Origin of the sequence: Bacillus sp. FSL K6-1284, from assembly GCF_038002625.1 — a bacterium.
GTDB classification, from domain to species: Bacteria; Bacillota; Bacilli; order Bacillales; family Bacillaceae; genus Bacillus; species Bacillus paralicheniformis.
This window is the reverse complement of the sequence record NZ_JBBOCW010000001.1, coordinates 2,696,786-2,714,310: the sequence shown is the minus strand read 5'-3', so window position 1 is coordinate 2,714,310 and position 17,525 is coordinate 2,696,786. Positions and strand designations below refer to the sequence as shown.

The following is a 17,525-nucleotide window of genomic DNA, read 5'->3' as shown; positions in this document are numbered from 1 at the left end:
GGAGCAATAAGATGATCAAAAAGCTATTAATTGCGAACAGGGGAGAAATTGCTGTCAGAATTATCAGAGCTTGTAAAGAACTGGGGATCGATACAGTAGCCGTCTTTTCCGAGGCCGACAGAGAGGCGCTCCATGTTCAGATGGCTGATGAAGCATTTTGCATCGGACCTAAGCTATCAAAAGACAGCTACTTGAATATAACGAACATCGTCAGCGTCGCCAAAATGACCGGCGCTGATGCGATTCACCCGGGCTACGGTTTCCTGGCGGAAAACGCCGATTTTGCCGAGCTTTGCGAAGAGGTAAACGTAACCTTCGTCGGTCCGACAGCAGACGCGATCTCTAAGATGGGGACAAAGGATGTTGCCAGGGAAACGATGCAGCAGGCTGGCGTTCCGATCGTACCGGGTTCCAAAGGAATTATTGAAGATATTGAAGATGCGGTTTCATTAGCGCGCGATATAGGGTATCCTGTCATTATAAAGGCAACTGCCGGGGGCGGCGGAAAAGGAATCAGGGTCGCCCGTACGGAAGAAGAACTGATCAACGGCATTAAAATCACTCAGCAGGAAGCGGCCACCGCTTTCGGAAACCCGGGTGTGTACATTGAAAAGTACATTGAAGACTTCAGACACGTCGAGATCCAAGTGCTTGCGGACACACACGGAAATACGATTCACTTGGGTGAACGCGACTGCTCAATCCAAAGAAGGCTCCAAAAGCTGCTTGAAGAAACCCCTTCACCTGCGCTTGATGAAGGAATCAGGGAGCAAATGGGGCAGGCGGCTGTCAAAGCGGCTGAAGCCGTTAAGTACACGGGCGCGGGAACAGTTGAATTTATCTACGATTACCGCGAGCAGAAGTTCTACTTTATGGAAATGAACACGCGCATTCAGGTTGAGCATCCGGTAACAGAGATGGTGACGGGCGTTGATTTGATTAAAGAGCAGATCAGAGTGGCATCAGGTGAAAAATTAGCCCTCACCCAAGATGAAGTCACTTTTAACGGCTGGGCCATCGAATGCCGGATTAATGCGGAAAACCCTGAGAAAAACTTCATGCCTTCTCCGGGAAAAATCGAGATGTATCTGCCTCCGGGCGGGCTCGGCGTCAGAGTGGATTCTGCGGCTTATCCGGGATACTCGATTCCTCCTTATTACGACAGCATGATTGCAAAAGTCATCACATACGGGAAGACGAGGGAAGAAGCTGTATCAAGAATGAAAAGAGCGTTGAGCGAATTCGTCATCGAAGGCGTTCATACGACGATACCGTTCCATCTGAAACTGCTCGAGCACGAAACATTCGTAAGCGGAGAATTCAATACGAAGTTTTTAGAAATATATGATGTAATGGGGTCGTAATTTTAACGGAGGTGAACATATTGAAAGACGACAACAGCTTATTGGAAATGAGCCATGAAGACAATCATTTAGGAAAAGTGGAAATCGCTCCGGAGGTCATCGAAGTCATTGCCGGAATCGCAGCTTCCGAAGTTGAAGGCGTAGCTGAAATGCGCGGCAATTTTGCGACAGGTGTCGTGGAACGGTTTGGAAAAAAGAATCACGGCAAAGGCGTCAAAGTTGATTTGTCAGATGACGGAATTATCATTGATGTTTATTGCGTGATGATGTTTGGCGTTTCGATTCCTAAAGTTGCAAATGCCGTTCAGGATAATATCCGCCAGACGCTTCTCAATATGACAGCTCTTTCGATTAATGAAATCAATATTCACATCGTTGGCATTCAATTCGATTCAAAAACGCACGAGGTGGAAGTCGATCAAGAGATGTAGTGCGGTGAAGTGGAAGAACCAAGGGGAATGACGGCCCTTTGGTTTTTTCATGTTCCGTTTTAAAAAATGACGTTTAAAAGCATCTTTCCGCTGTTATCGACCAAAAATAAGAGGAACCGGAAAGTTTGCAAAGAAGTTCGAAAAACGAATGATAACAAATGTTTGTTTCTTATTATTCGGTTATTGACGATAAAACCGCGATTTTTGCATGCGGAAAGACTAAAAATATGATATGATCTCTTTGTGGCTTAAACGGCAAGCGGCAAAGAGGGTTAAAGGAGAAAAAGAAAGAATGAAAAGAAGAACAGCAAGAGAAAAGGCTTTGCAGTCACTATTCCAGATTGATGTCAGTGATACAGAACCGAATGAAGCGATGCAGCACGCCTTGGACGGGCAGGAAAGCGACGCTTTTTTCGAGCAGCTTGTTTACGGGGTCTTAGAGAACAAAGAGAAAATCGATGAGATGATCAAACGGCATCTCGTCAATTGGAAGCTTGACAGGCTAGCGAATGTCGACCGCGCGATTTTGCGTTTGTCCGCCTATGAAATGATTTTTTTAGAAGACATACCTGTCAACGTCTCTATGAATGAAGCGATTGAACTGGCCAAGCAATTTGGAGATGACAAGTCGGCGAAGTTTGTAAACGGTGTTCTTTCTAACATTAAATCCGATCTTGAATAATCTAGGAGGAGAGCAAATGACAGCAACCATCATCGACGGGAAAGAAACAGCAAAGGAAAAGCGCGGGCAGCTGGCCAAGGAAGTTGAAGAGCTGAAAAAACAAGGAGTGACCCCGGGACTGGCCGTTATTTTAATTGGTGATGATCCGGCGTCTCTTTCATATGTACGGGGAAAGAAAAAAGCAGCTGAAGCCATGGGGATTCGTTTTCAGCTGGATCATTTCGATGCAAGTTTCTCTGAACAGGAACTTCTTGAAGTAATTGACCAGTACAACCAAAATAACGACTTTCACGGAATTCTTGTCCAGCTGCCTCTTCCGGATCATATTTCCGAACAAGCGGTGATTGAAAGAATATCCCCTGACAAAGATGTTGACGGTTTTCATCCATTAAACGTAGGAAAGATGCTGCTTGGCGAAGATACATTTCTGCCTTGCACGCCTGCGGGCATCGTGGAGCTTTTAAAGAAAACCGAGATTGATCTGTCGGGAAAAGAGGTTGTTGTCGTCGGGCGAAGCAATATCGTCGGAAAGCCGGTAGGGCAGCTGCTCTTGAACGAAAACGCAACCGTTACGTACTGCCATTCAAGAACGGCCGACATTACGGCTCACACAAAAAAAGCCGACATTCTGATTGTCGCTGTCGGAAAGGCGAATTTCATCAAAGCGGATCAAATGAAAGAGGGAGCCGTTGTCATTGATGTCGGCGTTAACCGCCTTGACAACGGAAAGCTCGTCGGTGATGTCGATTTTGAAGAAGCGAAGGAAAAGGCTTCCTATATTACACCCGTACCGGGCGGTGTCGGTCCGATGACGATTACAATGCTGGCCCATAACACGGTTAAATCAGCGAAGCGTACAATTTAACTTTAATGTACAGCCGTTCATCCGCCTGGTCTCGCGCCGGCGGATGAACGTTCTTGTGCCTTCTTAGAAAGGAGACTGTGCCATGAGTGAAATTTCATTTGTCACGGTCACGGCTTTGACAAAATATATTAAGCGCAAATTTGACGTGGACCCCCATCTTGAAGATATTTGGATCAAGGGCGAGCTGTCAAATGTTAAAATACATAGCAGAGGCCATATTTATTTTACATTGAAAGATGATAACGCCCGCATTCAATCCGTCATGTTCGCCAGACAAAACAGAAATCTCGCCTTTACCCCTGAAAACGGGATGAAGGTATTGGTGAGAGGCGGCATTTCGGTATATGAACCGAGCGGCAATTATCAGCTCTATGCGAAAGAAATACAGCCTGACGGCATAGGCGCGCTTCATCTCGCGTATGAAGAACTTAAGAAAAAGCTGTCGCAAGAAGGCTTGTTTGATGAAAAACATAAGAAACCCATCCCCGCGTTCCCATCCGTCGTCGGTGTTGTCACATCTCCAACCGGAGCGGCTGTACGCGATGTGATCACCACCATTAAAAGAAGATACCCCCTTGTAAAAGTGATCGTCTTTCCAACGCTCGTTCAAGGAGTAAACGCGGGCGAGTCCATCGTCAGCAGCATCAAAGAGGCTAACCGCAGAGAGTTATGCGATGTATTAATCGTCGGACGCGGAGGGGGATCGATCGAAGAGCTGTGGGCATTTAATGAAGAGGCTGTCGCCAGGGCCATTTTTTCTTCCGACATTCCGATCATTTCCGCCGTCGGGCATGAAACGGATTTTACAATCAGCGATTTTGTCGCGGATTTGCGAGCGGCGACCCCGACGGGAGCGGCCGAACAGGCCGTACCTAATATGCTTGATTTGCTGGAGCGTCTGAAAACGCTCGAAGCGAGAATTGCAAAATCGATGAAGCAGGATTTAAGAAAGCGGCAGGAGCGCGTGAAAACCCTCCAGTCCTCTTATGCCTTCCGCTACCCGAAACGGCTGTATGCCCAAAAGGAACAGGAATTCGACCTGATATTCGACCGTTTCCAAAAACAGCTGGCGATGACCGTTGAACGCAAAAAACAAAAACTGAACGAACAGACATACAAGCTGGAGATGCTTCATCCCGAGGAGCAGCTTAAACAAGCGAGAAAGAGGCATGAAGAGCAGACAGTCCGGCTGAAGCGGAATATGGATGTGCAGCTTAAGCAGATTCAATCGCAGTTTCAAACGGTTCTTGGTAAACTGAATGCATTAAGCCCTCTCCAAGTGATGGAAAGAGGGTACAGTTTGACATATAAAGAAAACGAATTGATTAAAAGTATTGAACAGGTTCATGAAAAAGACGAGATCCGCGTCACATTAAACGATGGGACGCTGACCTGTGAGGTACTGCAAAAGAGAGGCGAAACAAATGGCTGAAGAAAACAAAACAAACCGGGAAGACCTGACATTTGAAGAGGCGATGAAAGGTCTGGAACAGATCGTATCAAAGCTTGAAGAAGGGGATGTGCCTTTGGAAAAGGCGATCGACTACTTCCAGGAAGGGATGGCTCTTTCGAAAATGTGCCACGAAAAACTGCAAAATGTCGAAAAGCAGATGGACTACATTTTGCGGGAAAATGGGGAATTAGCTCCTTTCAGTGTTCGGGAGGAGGAAAAAGGTGACCGGTAAACTTGACGGATTTTTAAAATCGAGAAAAACAGTAATTGAAGAACGCCTTCCGATGTATATTAAAGACCTGCGAGCGCCGTCCATCCTTAAGGAATCCATGCTGTACTCATTGGAAGCCGGAGGGAAACGGCTGAGACCGATTTTGGTACTTGCGCTTCTTCATGCGTACGGAAAAGACGAAGAAGCCGGAATTCCGGTAGGGTGCGCGGTTGAAATGATCCATACGTATTCATTAATCCATGACGATCTCCCTTGTATGGATGACGATGACCTCAGAAGGGGAAAGCCGACAAACCATAAAATATACGGGGAAGCGACGGCCATTCTCGCCGGAGACGCCTTATTAACCGAAAGCTTCAAAATGATCACTTCCAATATGCCTTCTGATGTATCTGCTGAAAAACGCATCAGACTGGTGAATGAGCTGATATCGGCAGCGGGGGCTGAAGGCATGGTCGGCGGTCAAATTTTAGATATGGAAGCGGAATCAAAGTCTGTCTCTCTTGATGAACTGCAGCGGATTCACGAAGGAAAAACGGCTAAACTCCTCAGCTTCAGCGTCATCGCGGGGGCGATTCTAGCAGATGCATCTGAAAAAGAGATCGAAAAGCTCCGCGAATTCAGCCATCATATCGGCATCGGCTTCCAGATCAGAGATGACATTCTCGACCTTGAAGGATCAGAGGATAAAATCGGCAAACGGATCGGATCTGACGAGACAAACGGAAAATCGACCTATCCGTCGCTCCTTTCGCTTGAGGGCGCCAGCCAAAAGCTTGATGAACATATTGAAAAAGCAAAACGGCTGATTTCAGAGCTTCCGCTTGAAAAAGAGCTTATGTACGAGTTTTGCGATATGATTGCCGCAAGGGATCATTGATACAGGGCTTCCATTTGAGCATCAAAGGCTTATTATGCTAAAATATAAAGAGTTGAACTCTAAAACGCCGCGCCGTTATCACGTTGTGTTAGCGGCTGTTTTTTCAAACGAAGCGTCCGCATATGCAAGTTTGCGCATGGGGATGAATTCGTCATATAATAATTCAAGCTGAAACTTAAAATGAAGCAAGGCGCATACTTGCAGAAATCATGCTGAAAGTGAGTTGATCCGATTGGATCTGTTATCGATAAAGGACCCTGCATTTTTGAAGAACCTTTCAAATCAAGAACTGGAAAGCTTGAGCGCTGAAATTCGCCGTTTTTTAATTGAAACGCTTTCTGAATCCGGAGGGCACATTGGTCCGAATCTCGGCGTTGTCGAGCTTACCATTGCATTGCATAAAGAATTTAACAGCCCGAAAGATAAGTTTTTGTGGGATGTGGGGCATCAATCGTATGTCCATAAACTGCTGACCGGCCGCGGAAAGGACTTCGCCACCCTGCGTCAGCATAAAGGACTGTGCGGTTTTCCAAAGCGGAATGAAAGCGAACATGATGTCTGGGAAACGGGCCACAGTTCGACTTCTCTCTCCGGTGCGATGGGGATGGCCGCTGCGAGAGACTTGAAAGGGACAAACGAATATATCATCCCGATCATCGGAGACGGTGCACTGACCGGCGGCATGGCTCTTGAAGCGCTTAACCATATCGGCCATGAGCAAAAAGACATGATTGTCATTTTGAATGACAACGAAATGAGCATCGCTCCAAACGTCGGAGCGATTCATTCCATGCTCGGAAGGCTGCGCACAGCCGGAAAATATCAATGGGTCAAAGATGAGCTTGAGTATTTGTTCAAGCGGATTCCTGCTGTTGGCGGGAAGCTTGCCGCTACAGCCGAGCGGATCAAAGACAGCCTGAAATACCTGCTGGTATCCGGGATGTTCTTTGAAGAGCTCGGATTTACGTATTTAGGGCCTGTAGACGGTCATTCCTATGATGAGCTGTTTGAAAACATGCAGTATGCGAAAAAGACGAAAGGCCCGGTACTCCTCCACGTTATTACGAAAAAAGGAAAAGGCTATGAGCCTGCGGAAACCGATAAAACCGGCACATGGCACGGAACCGGCCCATATAAAATCGATACCGGTGATTTTGTTAAGCCGAAAGCCGCTGCGCCATCATGGAGCGCGCTCGTAAGCGAAACGGTCAGGAAGCTTGCCCGCGAGGATGAAAGGATTGTAGCCATTACTCCGGCCATGCCTGTCGGTTCAAAACTTGAAGGGTTTGCGAGCGAGTTTCCGGAGCGCATGTTTGATGTCGGCATTGCGGAACAGCATGCGGCAACGATGGCGGCTGGTCTCGCGACTCAGAATATGAAGCCGTTTCTGGCGATCTATTCGACATTTCTTCAGCGCGCTTATGACCAGGTTGTCCATGATATTTGCCGGCAAAACCTAAATGTATTTATCGGCATTGACAGAGCGGGCCTAGTCGGCGCTGATGGGGAAACACACCAGGGCGTGTTTGACATTGCTTTTTTACGGCATATTCCGAATTTGGTTCTCATGATGCCGAAAGACGAAAACGAAGGCCAGCACATGGTCAACACGGCTGTCAAATACGATGACGGCCCGATTGCCATGCGCTTTCCGCGCGGAAACGGACTCGGCGTCAAAATGGATAAAGAATTGAAAGTGATCCCGATCGGAACGTGGGAAGTGCTGAGACCCGGGACAGACGCGGTCATTTTAACATTCGGCACCACCATTCCGATGGCGCTTGCTGCCGCGGAGGAGCTGCAGAAAGAAGGACGTTCGGTCAGAGTGGTTAACGCCCGTTTTATCAAGCCGCTTGACGAAAACATGCTGATGGAAATCCTGAACGAAGGGCTTCCGATTTTAACGATCGAAGAGGCTGTGCTCCAAGGCGGATTCGGCAGCTCGATCCTTGAGTATGCCCATGAACATCAGTCATACAGCCCGATCATTGACAGAATGGGGATACCTGATCAATTTATTGAACACGGCAGCGTCGCCAAGCTTCTGGAAGAGATCGGAATGACAAAAGAAGACGTCATCAGACGAATAAGACTATTGACGCCCGTAAAGACTCATAAAGGAATTGGATCATGACAGGAAAAAAAGAACGGCTCGACGTTTTATTAGTAGAAAGAGGGTTAATGGAAACGCGGGAAAAAGCGAAAAGAGCCATCATGGCCGGCATCGTCTATACGAATGAAAACAGACTGGACAAGCCGGGCGAAAAGGTCGACCGCACGATTCCGCTGACCGTTAAAGGAAACCCGTTAAAATACGTCTCAAGAGGCGGATTAAAACTTGAAAAAGCATTAAAAGAGTTTCAGCTTTCCGTTCAAGGCAAGCTGATGATTGACATCGGCTCTTCCACCGGCGGCTTCACAGACTGCGCGCTGCAAAACGGCGCTCTCCGCTCATATGCCGTTGATGTCGGGTATAATCAGCTCGCCTGGAAGCTGAGACAGGATGAGCGGGTTGTAGTGATGGAACGCACGAATTTCCGGTATTGCACACCTGCCGATTTTACGGAAGGACTGCCGGAGTTCGCGACGATCGATGTCTCTTTTATCTCACTGAAAATCATCCTGCCTGTGCTTAAGAGCATTTTAGTTCCGGGAAGCGACTGCATCGCTCTCGTCAAACCGCAGTTTGAAGCAGGGCGGGAATCCGTTGGGAAAAAAGGGATCGTCCGCGATCCCCTCGTCCATCAAGCTGTGCTTGATGACATCAGCCGGTTTGCGGCTCGGGAAGGATATGACTGCAGAAACGTCTCGTTTTCGCCGATTACCGGCGGCGACGGCAACATCGAATTCCTTCTCCATTTGCATTGGGACGGAGAAGAGCAACCTGGCACGCCGATAGCAGAAGAAACGATCAATCAAATTGTCGAAGAAGCTCACAAGACATTAAAAGCGAAAAAAACGGATCCGCGTGATTAAAAACCCTTGAGAGTCGTACGGCGAATGCGAGGGTGGCCGGCACGCAAAAAGGAATAATAGTGGGCTATTATTCCTTTTTTACTGCAAACATGTACTTTTCCGACAAAATCATTTAACATAAATGTATAAACATACACAATTTGTGTATAAAACGAGGTGTGAAATGAACAAAGGTCAAAGGCATATTAAAATCAGGGAGATTATCACCGCTAATGAAATTGAAACGCAGGATGAGCTTGTCGATATTTTAAAGAAAGACGGCTATAATGTGACGCAGGCCACCGTCTCGCGGGACATTAAAGAGCTTCATTTGGTCAAGGTGCCGACAAACAACGGTTCCTACAAATACAGCCTGCCTGCTGATCAGCGCTTTAATCCCCTTTCCAAATTAAAAAGATCATTGATGGACGCATTTGTCAAAATCGACTCAGCCAGCCATCTGATCGTTTTAAAAACAATGCCGGGCAACGCGCAGGCGATCGGGGCGCTGATGGACAATTTGGATTGGGAAGAAATCATGGGAACGATCTGCGGAGATGATACCATTTTGATCATCTGCCGGACGCATGATGATACCAAAATCGTACAGAAGAAAATATTGGAGCTTTTATAAACGAAGGCCTGAAAAGAGGTGTCATGAAAGCTTGTTAGCTGAATTATCGATCAAAAACTTTGCCATTATCGAAGAATTAACCGTTTCTTTTGAAAAAGGGCTGACGGTTCTGACCGGTGAAACCGGGGCCGGAAAATCGATCATCATCGACGCCGTCTCTTTGCTTGTCGGAGGCCGCGGCTCGTCCGAATATGTCAGGTATGGCGAAAAAAGAGCCGAATTGGAAGGGCTTTTCCTCCTTGACAGCGGTCATCCGGTTTTTGATTTGTGCACAGAACTGGGGATTGAAGCCTCGGATGACATGATCGTTATGAGGAGAGATATTAACGCAAACGGCAAGAGCATCTGCCGCGTCAATGGAAAACTTGTCACCATTGCCGCTTTGCGGGAAGTCGGCAGACTGCTGCTTGACATACACGGGCAGCACGACAATCAGCTGCTGATGGAGGATGAGCACCATCTTCAGCTTCTGGACAGGTTTGCAGGAGAAGAAATCGAGCATGCTCTAAAAGCGTATCAGGAAGTTTACAGCCGCTACATGGACGTCATGAAAAAGGTGAAAGAGCTTTCTGAAAGCGAGCAGGAAATGGCTCACAGACTCGATTTAATACAGTTCCAGCTTGATGAAATCGAATCTGCAAACCTTGAGCCGAAAGAGGACGAACTTCTTCAGGAAGAGCGCCGTCAAATCGCTAATTTCGAAAAAATATACGAAGCTCTGCAAAATGCCTATAATGCGCTACGCAACGAGCAGGCTGGGCTTGACTGGGTCGGCATGGCTTCAAGCGAGCTTGAAAACGTCTCAGGTATCTATGAAGGGCTCAATAAAGTATCTGAATCTGTAGCCAACGCATACTACATTCTCGAAGATTCAACTTTTCAGATCAGAAATATGCTGGATGAACTCGAATACGACCCCGAGCGCCTCGATTATATCGAATCGCGATTAAACGAAATCAAACAGCTGAAACGCAAATACGGCGCTACTGTCGAAGATATCCAAGCTTATTCGGCTAAGATAGAGGAAGAGATCGACCGGATCGAAAACCGGGACAGCCACTTGCAGGCTTTAAAATCCCGCCTCGAATCAATCGGCAAGGATGTGGCGATTGAAGCCGCCAATGTGTCCGAAATCAGAAAAAAATGGGCGAAAAAACTGGCCAAACAGATTCAGCAGGAACTGAAAGATCTGTATATGGAAAAATCGACATTCGATACGGAATTCCAGGTGAAAAAAGCGGAACGGGATGATGATGCACCCGTCGTCAACGGTATGCCGGTTCAGCTCACAAAGCACGGCATTGATACCGTCCATTTCCTAATCTCAACAAACACGGGAGAACCGCTCAAATCTTTGTCAAAGGTTGCATCTGGAGGAGAGCTGTCAAGAATCATGCTGGCCATGAAAAGCATTTTCTCTGCTCAGCAGGATGTTACATCGATCATTTTCGATGAAGTGGATACGGGTGTAAGCGGCAGAGTCGCGCAGGCGATCGCCGAAAAAATACACCGCGTCTCGATCGGCTCTCAAGTTTTATGCATTACCCACTTGCCGCAGGTGGCCGCGATGGCTGACACCCATCTTTTGATTACGAAACAGTCGAAAGACGGGAGAACGACGACAAGCGTCACACCGTTGACAAAACAGGAAAAAATAGCGGAAATCGGCCGGATGATCGCCGGAGTCGAAGTAACGGATCTGACGAAGCGCCATGCGAAAGAACTTTTGAACCAAGCTAAGCTTGTTAAAACTACCGGATAAGCTGTTCATCCTGAACAGCTTATTTTTTTGTCGGCATTTTCTTATACAAACTCATTCTTATCATTTTATCCAATGATTTTCTTCCGTCCGCAGTTATAAATCGCTGTCCGAAAGGCAAAAGTAATGAATGTAGCGAAAGAAATTTTATATGGTGTGGGTTAGGTGCGAGGAGAGTGAAAAGGTGGATGTTGAAAAAATCAGAAAAGTTGTGGGTATGATTCTCCTTGTTTCTTTAATAAGTGTAGGGTTTTACAAACCGGTGAAAGAATACATTGTAATCCCAAAAAACTTGAACATTTTTGAGACGGGTACCCGTGCGGTTGAAACGAGCTTATCCGTCAGTGCTTCGAAAGATGGATCATCGGAAGCATTCACACTGAAAGAAAATCAAAGCGAAGTGGAAATAAAAGGTGAAAAGAATGGAAAGGCAGAACTCGTCTATGATTTTGCCGGATTCCCAGTTAAAAAAACGAAAGTAAATGTCCTGCCTGATTTGAAAGTGGTCCCCGGCGGGCAGTCTATTGGTGTAAAGCTTCACTCCGTTGGCGTATTGGTGGTAGGTTTTCATCAAATCAATACCTCTGAAGGCAAAAAATCGCCCGGTGAAGCAGCCGGAATCGCGGTAGGCGACATTATCACCGAAATCAACGGCACGAAAATCGAAAAAATGAATGACATTACCCCTTTTATTCAAAAGGCCGGGAAAACAGGAGAAACCTTACATCTGTCGATTAAAAGAGATAAACAAGAAATCAAAACGAAGCTCATTCCGAAAAAAGACCAGGCTGAAGATAAATACAGAATCGGCTTATATATCAGGGACTCTGCCGCAGGAATCGGCACAATGACTTTTTTCGAGCCGAAATCGAAAAAATACGGAGCGCTTGGTCACGTCATTTCAGACATGGATACGAAAAAACCGATCGTTGTTGAAAAAGGGCAAATCGTGAAATCGACCGTCACTTCGATTGAAAAAGGAACAGGCGGAAATCCCGGAGAGAAACTGGCCCGTTTCGCATCAGAACGAAAAGTGATCGGTGATATCAACAGAAACAGTCCATTCGGGATCTTCGGGACGCTTCACGAGTCAATCAAAAACCGCATCGCTGACAAAGCCATTCCGATTGCATTTTCAGATGAAGTAAAAGAAGGCTCTGCCCAAATTTTAACGGTTATCGAAAACGACAAAGTCGAGAAATTCGATATTCAGGTCGTCAGTACGACACCTCAGAAGTTTCCGGCTACAAAAGGGATGGTGCTGAAAATTACCGACCCGAGGCTGTTGAGCAAAACAGGAGGCATCGTTCAAGGGATGAGCGGAAGCCCGATCATCCAAAACGGAAAGATCATTGGCGCCGTAACTCACGTTTTCGTCAATGATCCAACGAGCGGATACGGCGTGCATATTGAATGGATGCTGTCTGAAGCGGGAATCGATGTTTATAAAAAAGAAAAAGCAAGCTGACTGCCGGATTCCTCCGGCAGTTTTTGATTTCGTCTTTTTTTCTTGCGCGTTGTGCGTTAAAATGAAAGAAGAAAAGATTTTTCGACAAATTCACGTTCCCCGGTTTGTCAAGTCGCATTTCGAGTCGAAAAATCGAGAAAATCAGAAAAAAACAGAGAAAAAGCGAGAGATACCACTATTATTGGAAAAATCCTTTTTAAAAAAAGGGAATAAAGTGGTGCTGTCGAATTAAACATATTAGAAAAAGAATGATGAAATTTATCAACATACACATTGGGGAGGAAGAAACGTGGAGAAAATTAAAGTATGTGTTGCTGATGATAACAGGGAGCTTGTCGGCCTATTAAGCGAATATATCGAGGGACAAAGCGACATGGAAGTACTTGGTGTCGCATACAACGGACAGGAATGCCTTTCGTTGTTTAAAGACAAGGAGCCCGATGTGCTTGTGCTGGATATTATCATGCCTCACCTCGACGGATTGGCCGTTCTTGAAAGGCTGAGGGAATCGCAGCTTAAAAAGCAGCCGAATGTCATTATGCTGACGGCGTTCGGTCAGGAAGACGTGACGAAAAAAGCTGTAGATTTGGGCGCGTCGTATTTTATTTTGAAGCCTTTTGACATGGAGAACTTAGTCGGCCATATCCGCCAGGTCAGCGGAAACGGATCTCAATTGACACACCGTGCCCCGTCTTCTCAAAGCAGTGTGCTTCGGCCGCAGCCGGAATCGCCGAAGAAAAACCTGGATGCCAGCATTACGACCATCATCCACGAAATCGGCGTGCCCGCTCATATAAAAGGCTATTTATACTTAAGGGAAGCCATCTCCATGGTGTATAACGACATCGAACTGCTCGGAAGCATTACAAAAGTGCTTTATCCGGATATCGCCAAAAAATTCAACACGACTGCAAGCCGAGTCGAACGGGCGATTCGCCACGCCATCGAAGTCGCATGGAGCAGAGGCAACATCGACTCGATTTCGTCACTTTTCGGCTACACAGTCAGCATGTCAAAAGCCAAGCCGACGAATTCAGAATTCATCGCGATGGTCGCAGACAAGCTGAGACTGGAGCATAAGGCTTCTTAAACGTTGACATGGCGCGGTTTTGACGAAGATTTACCGTTGAATTGCCGACCTTTTTATAACGAATAGTTTATCGTAATTCCGATGAATTTTTCGCCTTATTGCGATGAATTGCGATCCGAAGGGTTTCATACAGTATTTGAAGGTCTCGTTTTTATAAACGAGGCTGTTTTTTTGCTCTTAAATGTACTGTTTGTGTTTCAGCACGGTGTGTATTGTGTAAAGTCAGCCTAACAGCTTATCAAAAAATACCAAAATATTGTAATTTGTGCACTTTTTAGACATGCCTGTTTGTTATATGATGAAATCGAAATGAAATAAATGGAAAAGGAGTTGTTTTAAAATGAAAGTCAATAAATTATTAACTGGTACGACTCTGGCTGTTGGTTTACTTATTTCTACAGCGCCGGTATTTGCTGCACCGCATTCATCTGAGGTGATTGCACATCCGACTGCTCAATACATCAATTGTCCAAGTGACTTGCCAAGCTCATTCAAAAGCAGCAAATCATCAAAATGTGTAAAATCTTCTTCAGGAGTTTTCAGTAACAAATTTTCTGATAGCGATGGAACATGGTATTTCAAAGGGAAATTTTACAGTAATGTTTTTAACACTTGGGTTGGTTTTTACGAAGGATGAACAAAAAAGGGGGGCTCCCCCTTTTTTTGTTTTCACGGAAATAGATGGCGGAGAATGTAAAACCTTTCGAAAAAAGCCAATCTCGAGTTAAAAGTATGAAATAAGCGGGTGGTATGATGATCTTTACGAAAACAGATCTTCGCTATTATCTCGAACAAGACAAGAAAGCGTTAGGAATCTCAAGTCGAAAAAGGCCTAAATGGTTTGGCGATGATATTTGGAAGTATCAGATAGCCTTGCGCAAACATGAATATTACTCAAATGCCAACTCCAAGGTGTTCAAGCATGTTTACCGGTATCTGCATAAAAAGAGAGGATTGAATCTCGGATTTGACATCCCGGTGAATGTTTTCGGTCCGGGGTTGAGGATCAACCATTACGGATTGCTCATCGTAAACAGCAATGCAAAAATAGGTGCAAACTGTGACATTCATCAAGGAGTTAACATCGGTCAAAATCACGCTCACCACGATGTTCCAACAATCGGAGACAATGTCTGGATCGGGCCTGGAGCAAAGCTCTTTGGCAGCATTCACATTGCCGACGGCATTTCGATTGGCGCAAACGCCGTAGTCAACAAATCTTTCACTGAGGAAAACATTACAATAGCCGGTGTGCCTGCCAAAAAAATTAAAGAGGCGCCGTCAACAATGGACCGGAAGCAGGCTCTGCAGCAGCAAATATAAGCATGAGAACTGCGGAAGGAGCAGCGCTGCTAAATCATCCGCTATGAAGGACTAAATGTTGTCATGAAGCAGCCGGGCTTTAAAAAATGCATTCCTGCAAGTTCTGATAAAAGCCACATAGCACACAGCCAGCTTTCGGTGTATCCGTCTATTTTTCAAAGTTTGTCTCACGCCCGGTGCATTGGCGTCATAGACTGAATCATATAAAGCGAAAGCCGCATGAAACGTCTTTTTTCTTATGAAAAAAGACGTTTTTTTATACAAAAAAATAAAAATGATGAAATAGATCTGATTTCTTCCAGATGACAACCATTTTTCGCCTTGGGTAGACCGTTTTTCACAGACGTTTTTGAGCGGATGGCTTCTAACAATTCGGAAATCCCTGGGGCGTTGGACGGGTAAATCGGGCGAATATCTGCTGGAGTGGCCTGCTTTACAGCCGCCGGGTATTAAAGATAAGGTACGGGGTGTAAAAAATTCAGCGGGCGAGGTGGTCGACATGAAAAAAGGAGTCATCCTTGTTTTGTTCGCTATGCTGCTATTGGCAGGCTGCGGGACAACGCAACATAATGAGAGCCGAAAAGGAACAGGCGGGGAAACGTTTGTGAAAGAAGGCACCTTTGTCGGTTTGGCGGATCAGCATACCGTCGCCGTCAATATTGACGGTAAAGAAACGACGTTTCAGGTCCCTCCCGAAAAACGGGATAAATATAAGGGGATCAAGGATGATACAAAGGTGGAAGTGAAGTACACGAAAACAGAGGACGGAACATTACAGCTTGAAGATATGAAAGAGAAAGAATGATCGTTTGCAAAAAGGGATTGTAGGAGGAACTAATCGTGAAACTGTTAATGAGGAGTTTAGTTTTGCTGCTGTTTTCGTTTATTGCGGTTTTTCCAGCTGCTTTTGCAGCTGAGCCGCTTTCCGGTAAGACGGTATATGTTGACGCAGGTCACGGGGGCGAAGACAGCGGTGCGGTCGGGAACGGGCTGCTTGAGAAAGATGTCAATCTTGAAGTGGCAAAGCTGGTTGATGAAAAACTGAAAGAAGAGGGAGCTGCCACAGTCGCCTCAAGAACGGATGATACGTTTTTGACGCTGGAAGACCGGGTGGCCAAAGCGAGCAAGCACGCTTCGGACTTGCTGATCAGCATTCATGCAAACTCGGCCGTCCCTGAAGCGTCAGGTACAGAAACATACTTCGATTCTGCCTATCAAGCCGCTGACAGCGAACGCCTGGCGTCTAACATTCAAGAACGCCTTCCGGATGCGCTTGGCACTCGGGACAGAGGTGTAAAAGAATCAGGGTTTTATGTCATCAAAAATTCTCAAATGCCGAGTGTTTTAGTCGAACTCGGCTTTATCACGAACAAAACTGATGCAGCTAAACTCGAAAGTCCGGAATATCAGGAAAAAGCGGCAGACGCGATTGCTGACGCTGTCACAGCTTATTACGAATAACAATAGGGGCCCCGGTATAAGACCGGGGTTCTTGTGTTATGTTTATGTTAAAAAAGGCCTTATGTGTGGAAAGAAAACAGTAAGACCTTCATAATGGGATATAAACTTGCAATTCTTGTAGAGGTGAACCAGAAATGACGAAAATATTTGCACACCGAGGAGCTTCAGGCACTTTCCCCGAAAATACAATGGCGGCGTTTAAGCAGGCGGCGGCCATCGGTGCAGACGGCATCGAATTGGATGTACAAATGGCAAAAGACGGACGTCTTGTTGTAATACATGATGAAAAGCTTGACAGGACGACTTCGCTGAAAGGATATGTGAAGGATCTTACATATAAGGAGATCAAGCGCGGAGACGCAAGCCACCGTTTTTCAGAAAAAACCGGCTCTGTCCCGGTACCGACCCTTGAAGAAGTGTTTGAGTGGGCGGCAGATGCTGAATTTCTTCTCAATGTGGAATTGAAAAACAGCATTATCCGTTATGAAGGGATGGAAGAAAAGGTGATGTCGATGATTGAAGCGTACGGCCTTCAAGACCGGATCATTCTTTCATCATTTAATCATGAAAGCCTTGCGTTATGCAGCAGATTGAATCCAAGTATCGAGTTGGCCGCGCTTTACATGGATGTCATCTACAAGCCGGAGGAGTACATTGAAATGATTCCGGCTACAGGATTTCATCCGTATCGCCGTTCAATGTCGGTTGACATGATCAAAAACGCCCATTTGAAACAAAAAGCGGTCCGGCCGTTCACCATCAACCGTGAAGAGGAGATGAAAAAGCTGATTGCTGAAGGAATTGACGGTTTCTTCACCGATTTTCCCGAAAAAGCGTTAAAAATAAAAGCCGAGATGTGACACGCTGAAAGGATGACAAAATCCCAAAACTAAAAGTCGTTTTGGGATTTTGTCAACAATCTGAAAGC

18 protein-coding genes are annotated in these 17,525 nt (G+C 46.0%); all 18 read left to right on the top strand.

Annotated elements, in window-relative coordinates; genetic code table 11:
* Positions 1-11 precede the first annotated feature (11 nt).
* Entirely contained in the window at positions 12-1,364 is a 1,353-nt protein-coding gene (accC, locus tag MHB72_RS13800; protein WP_020452138.1) for an acetyl-CoA carboxylase biotin carboxylase subunit, read from the top strand.
* Between the two features lie 47 nt (positions 1,365-1,411).
* Positions 1,412-1,795, top strand: a complete 384-nt coding sequence (locus tag MHB72_RS13795) for an Asp23/Gls24 family envelope stress response protein (RefSeq protein ID WP_031304734.1) — start codon at positions 1,412-1,414, stop codon at positions 1,793-1,795.
* Between the two features lie 292 nt (positions 1,796-2,087).
* A complete protein-coding gene (gene nusB, locus MHB72_RS13790; protein ID WP_020452136.1) occupies positions 2,088-2,477 on the top strand; it encodes a transcription antitermination factor NusB in 390 nt (129 codons plus the stop codon).
* A 16-nt stretch (positions 2,478-2,493) separates the two neighbouring features.
* Entirely contained in the window at positions 2,494-3,342 is an 849-nt protein-coding gene (folD, locus tag MHB72_RS13785) for a bifunctional methylenetetrahydrofolate dehydrogenase/methenyltetrahydrofolate cyclohydrolase FolD (RefSeq protein WP_020452135.1), read from the top strand.
* Positions 3,343-3,424: 82 nt separating this feature from the next.
* Entirely contained in the window at positions 3,425-4,774 is a 1,350-nt protein-coding gene (gene xseA / locus MHB72_RS13780) for an exodeoxyribonuclease VII large subunit (RefSeq protein ID WP_216920084.1), read from the top strand.
* Entirely contained in the window at positions 4,767-5,027 is a 261-nt protein-coding gene (locus tag MHB72_RS13775; RefSeq protein ID WP_020452133.1) for an exodeoxyribonuclease VII small subunit, read from the top strand. Before xseA ends, MHB72_RS13775 begins: the two co-directional genes overlap by 8 nt.
* The gene (locus MHB72_RS13770) at positions 5,017-5,907 is read left to right on the top strand and encodes a polyprenyl synthetase family protein (RefSeq protein WP_020452132.1); all 891 of its coding nucleotides are present in this window, start codon (positions 5,017-5,019) and stop codon (positions 5,905-5,907) included. Before MHB72_RS13775 ends, MHB72_RS13770 begins: the two co-directional genes overlap by 11 nt.
* Before the next feature lie 232 nt (positions 5,908-6,139).
* Positions 6,140-8,041, top strand: a complete 1,902-nt coding sequence (gene dxs / locus MHB72_RS13765; protein WP_216920086.1) for a 1-deoxy-D-xylulose-5-phosphate synthase — start codon at positions 6,140-6,142, stop codon at positions 8,039-8,041.
* Positions 8,038-8,883, top strand: a complete 846-nt coding sequence (locus MHB72_RS13760; protein ID WP_020452130.1) for a TlyA family RNA methyltransferase — start codon at positions 8,038-8,040, stop codon at positions 8,881-8,883. The genes dxs and MHB72_RS13760 overlap by 4 nt, the downstream gene beginning before the upstream one ends.
* Positions 8,884-9,046: 163 nt before the next feature.
* Complete coding sequence (gene ahrC, locus MHB72_RS13755) at positions 9,047-9,496, top strand: transcriptional regulator AhrC/ArgR (protein WP_020452129.1); 450 nt, start codon at positions 9,047-9,049, stop codon at positions 9,494-9,496.
* Positions 9,497-9,527: 31 nt separating this feature from the next.
* Positions 9,528-11,258 (top strand): DNA repair protein RecN, encoded by a 1,731-nt coding sequence (gene recN / locus MHB72_RS13750; RefSeq protein ID WP_216920088.1) that lies wholly within the window; start codon positions 9,528-9,530, stop codon positions 11,256-11,258.
* Positions 11,259-11,472: 214 nt separating this feature from the next.
* On the top strand, positions 11,473-12,723 hold the full coding sequence (spoIVB, locus tag MHB72_RS13745; protein ID WP_268460732.1) for a SpoIVB peptidase: 1,251 nt from the start codon (positions 11,473-11,475) through the stop codon (positions 12,721-12,723).
* A gap of 289 nt (positions 12,724-13,012) precedes the next feature.
* Positions 13,013-13,813, top strand: a complete 801-nt coding sequence (spo0A, locus tag MHB72_RS13740) for a sporulation transcription factor Spo0A (protein WP_003183361.1) — start codon at positions 13,013-13,015, stop codon at positions 13,811-13,813.
* A gap of 340 nt (positions 13,814-14,153) precedes the next feature.
* Positions 14,154-14,450 (top strand): antimicrobial peptide LCI, encoded by a 297-nt coding sequence (locus MHB72_RS13735; protein ID WP_020452126.1) that lies wholly within the window; start codon positions 14,154-14,156, stop codon positions 14,448-14,450.
* A gap of 116 nt (positions 14,451-14,566) precedes the next feature.
* On the top strand, positions 14,567-15,136 hold the full coding sequence (locus MHB72_RS13730; RefSeq protein ID WP_023855161.1) for a serine O-acetyltransferase: 570 nt from the start codon (positions 14,567-14,569) through the stop codon (positions 15,134-15,136).
* Between the two features lie 499 nt (positions 15,137-15,635).
* The gene (locus MHB72_RS13725) at positions 15,636-15,941 is read left to right on the top strand and encodes a membrane lipoprotein lipid attachment site-containing protein (RefSeq protein WP_020452124.1); all 306 of its coding nucleotides are present in this window, start codon (positions 15,636-15,638) and stop codon (positions 15,939-15,941) included.
* A 35-nt stretch (positions 15,942-15,976) separates the two neighbouring features.
* Positions 15,977-16,597, top strand: coding sequence for an N-acetylmuramoyl-L-alanine amidase family protein (locus MHB72_RS13720; RefSeq protein WP_020452123.1), 621 nt, complete (start codon positions 15,977-15,979; stop codon positions 16,595-16,597).
* A 134-nt stretch (positions 16,598-16,731) separates the two neighbouring features.
* Positions 16,732-17,457 carry a glycerophosphodiester phosphodiesterase gene (locus MHB72_RS13715; RefSeq protein WP_216920092.1) on the top strand — a complete coding sequence of 242 codons (726 nt, stop codon included), beginning with the start codon at positions 16,732-16,734 and terminating at the stop codon, positions 17,455-17,457.
* The last annotated feature ends 68 nt before the right edge of the window (positions 17,458-17,525 follow it).

Excerpts from the sequence above, each read along its gene's own strand:
- accC (WP_020452138.1), top strand. The coding sequence starts at position 12 with ATGATCAAAAAGCTATTAATTGCGAACAGGGGAGAAATTGCTGTCAGA.
- MHB72_RS13795 (WP_031304734.1), top strand. The coding sequence starts at position 1,412 with ATGAGCCATGAAGACAATCATTTAGGAAAAGTGGAAATCGCTCCGGAG.
- nusB (WP_020452136.1), top strand. The coding sequence starts at position 2,088 with ATGAAAAGAAGAACAGCAAGAGAAAAGGCTTTGCAGTCACTATTCCAG.
- folD (WP_020452135.1), top strand. The coding sequence starts at position 2,494 with ATGACAGCAACCATCATCGACGGGAAAGAAACAGCAAAGGAAAAGCGC.
- xseA (WP_216920084.1), top strand. The coding sequence starts at position 3,425 with ATGAGTGAAATTTCATTTGTCACGGTCACGGCTTTGACAAAATATATT.
- MHB72_RS13775 (WP_020452133.1), top strand. The coding sequence starts at position 4,767 with ATGGCTGAAGAAAACAAAACAAACCGGGAAGACCTGACATTTGAAGAG.
- MHB72_RS13760 (WP_020452130.1), top strand. The coding sequence starts at position 8,038 with ATGACAGGAAAAAAAGAACGGCTCGACGTTTTATTAGTAGAAAGAGGG.
- ahrC (WP_020452129.1), top strand. The coding sequence starts at position 9,047 with ATGAACAAAGGTCAAAGGCATATTAAAATCAGGGAGATTATCACCGCT.
- spoIVB (WP_268460732.1), top strand. The coding sequence starts at position 11,473 with ATGATTCTCCTTGTTTCTTTAATAAGTGTAGGGTTTTACAAACCGGTG.
- MHB72_RS13735 (WP_020452126.1), top strand. The coding sequence starts at position 14,154 with ATGAAAGTCAATAAATTATTAACTGGTACGACTCTGGCTGTTGGTTTA.
- MHB72_RS13730 (WP_023855161.1), top strand. The coding sequence starts at position 14,567 with ATGATCTTTACGAAAACAGATCTTCGCTATTATCTCGAACAAGACAAG.
- MHB72_RS13725 (WP_020452124.1), top strand. The coding sequence starts at position 15,636 with ATGAAAAAAGGAGTCATCCTTGTTTTGTTCGCTATGCTGCTATTGGCA.
- MHB72_RS13715 (WP_216920092.1), top strand. The coding sequence starts at position 16,732 with ATGACGAAAATATTTGCACACCGAGGAGCTTCAGGCACTTTCCCCGAA.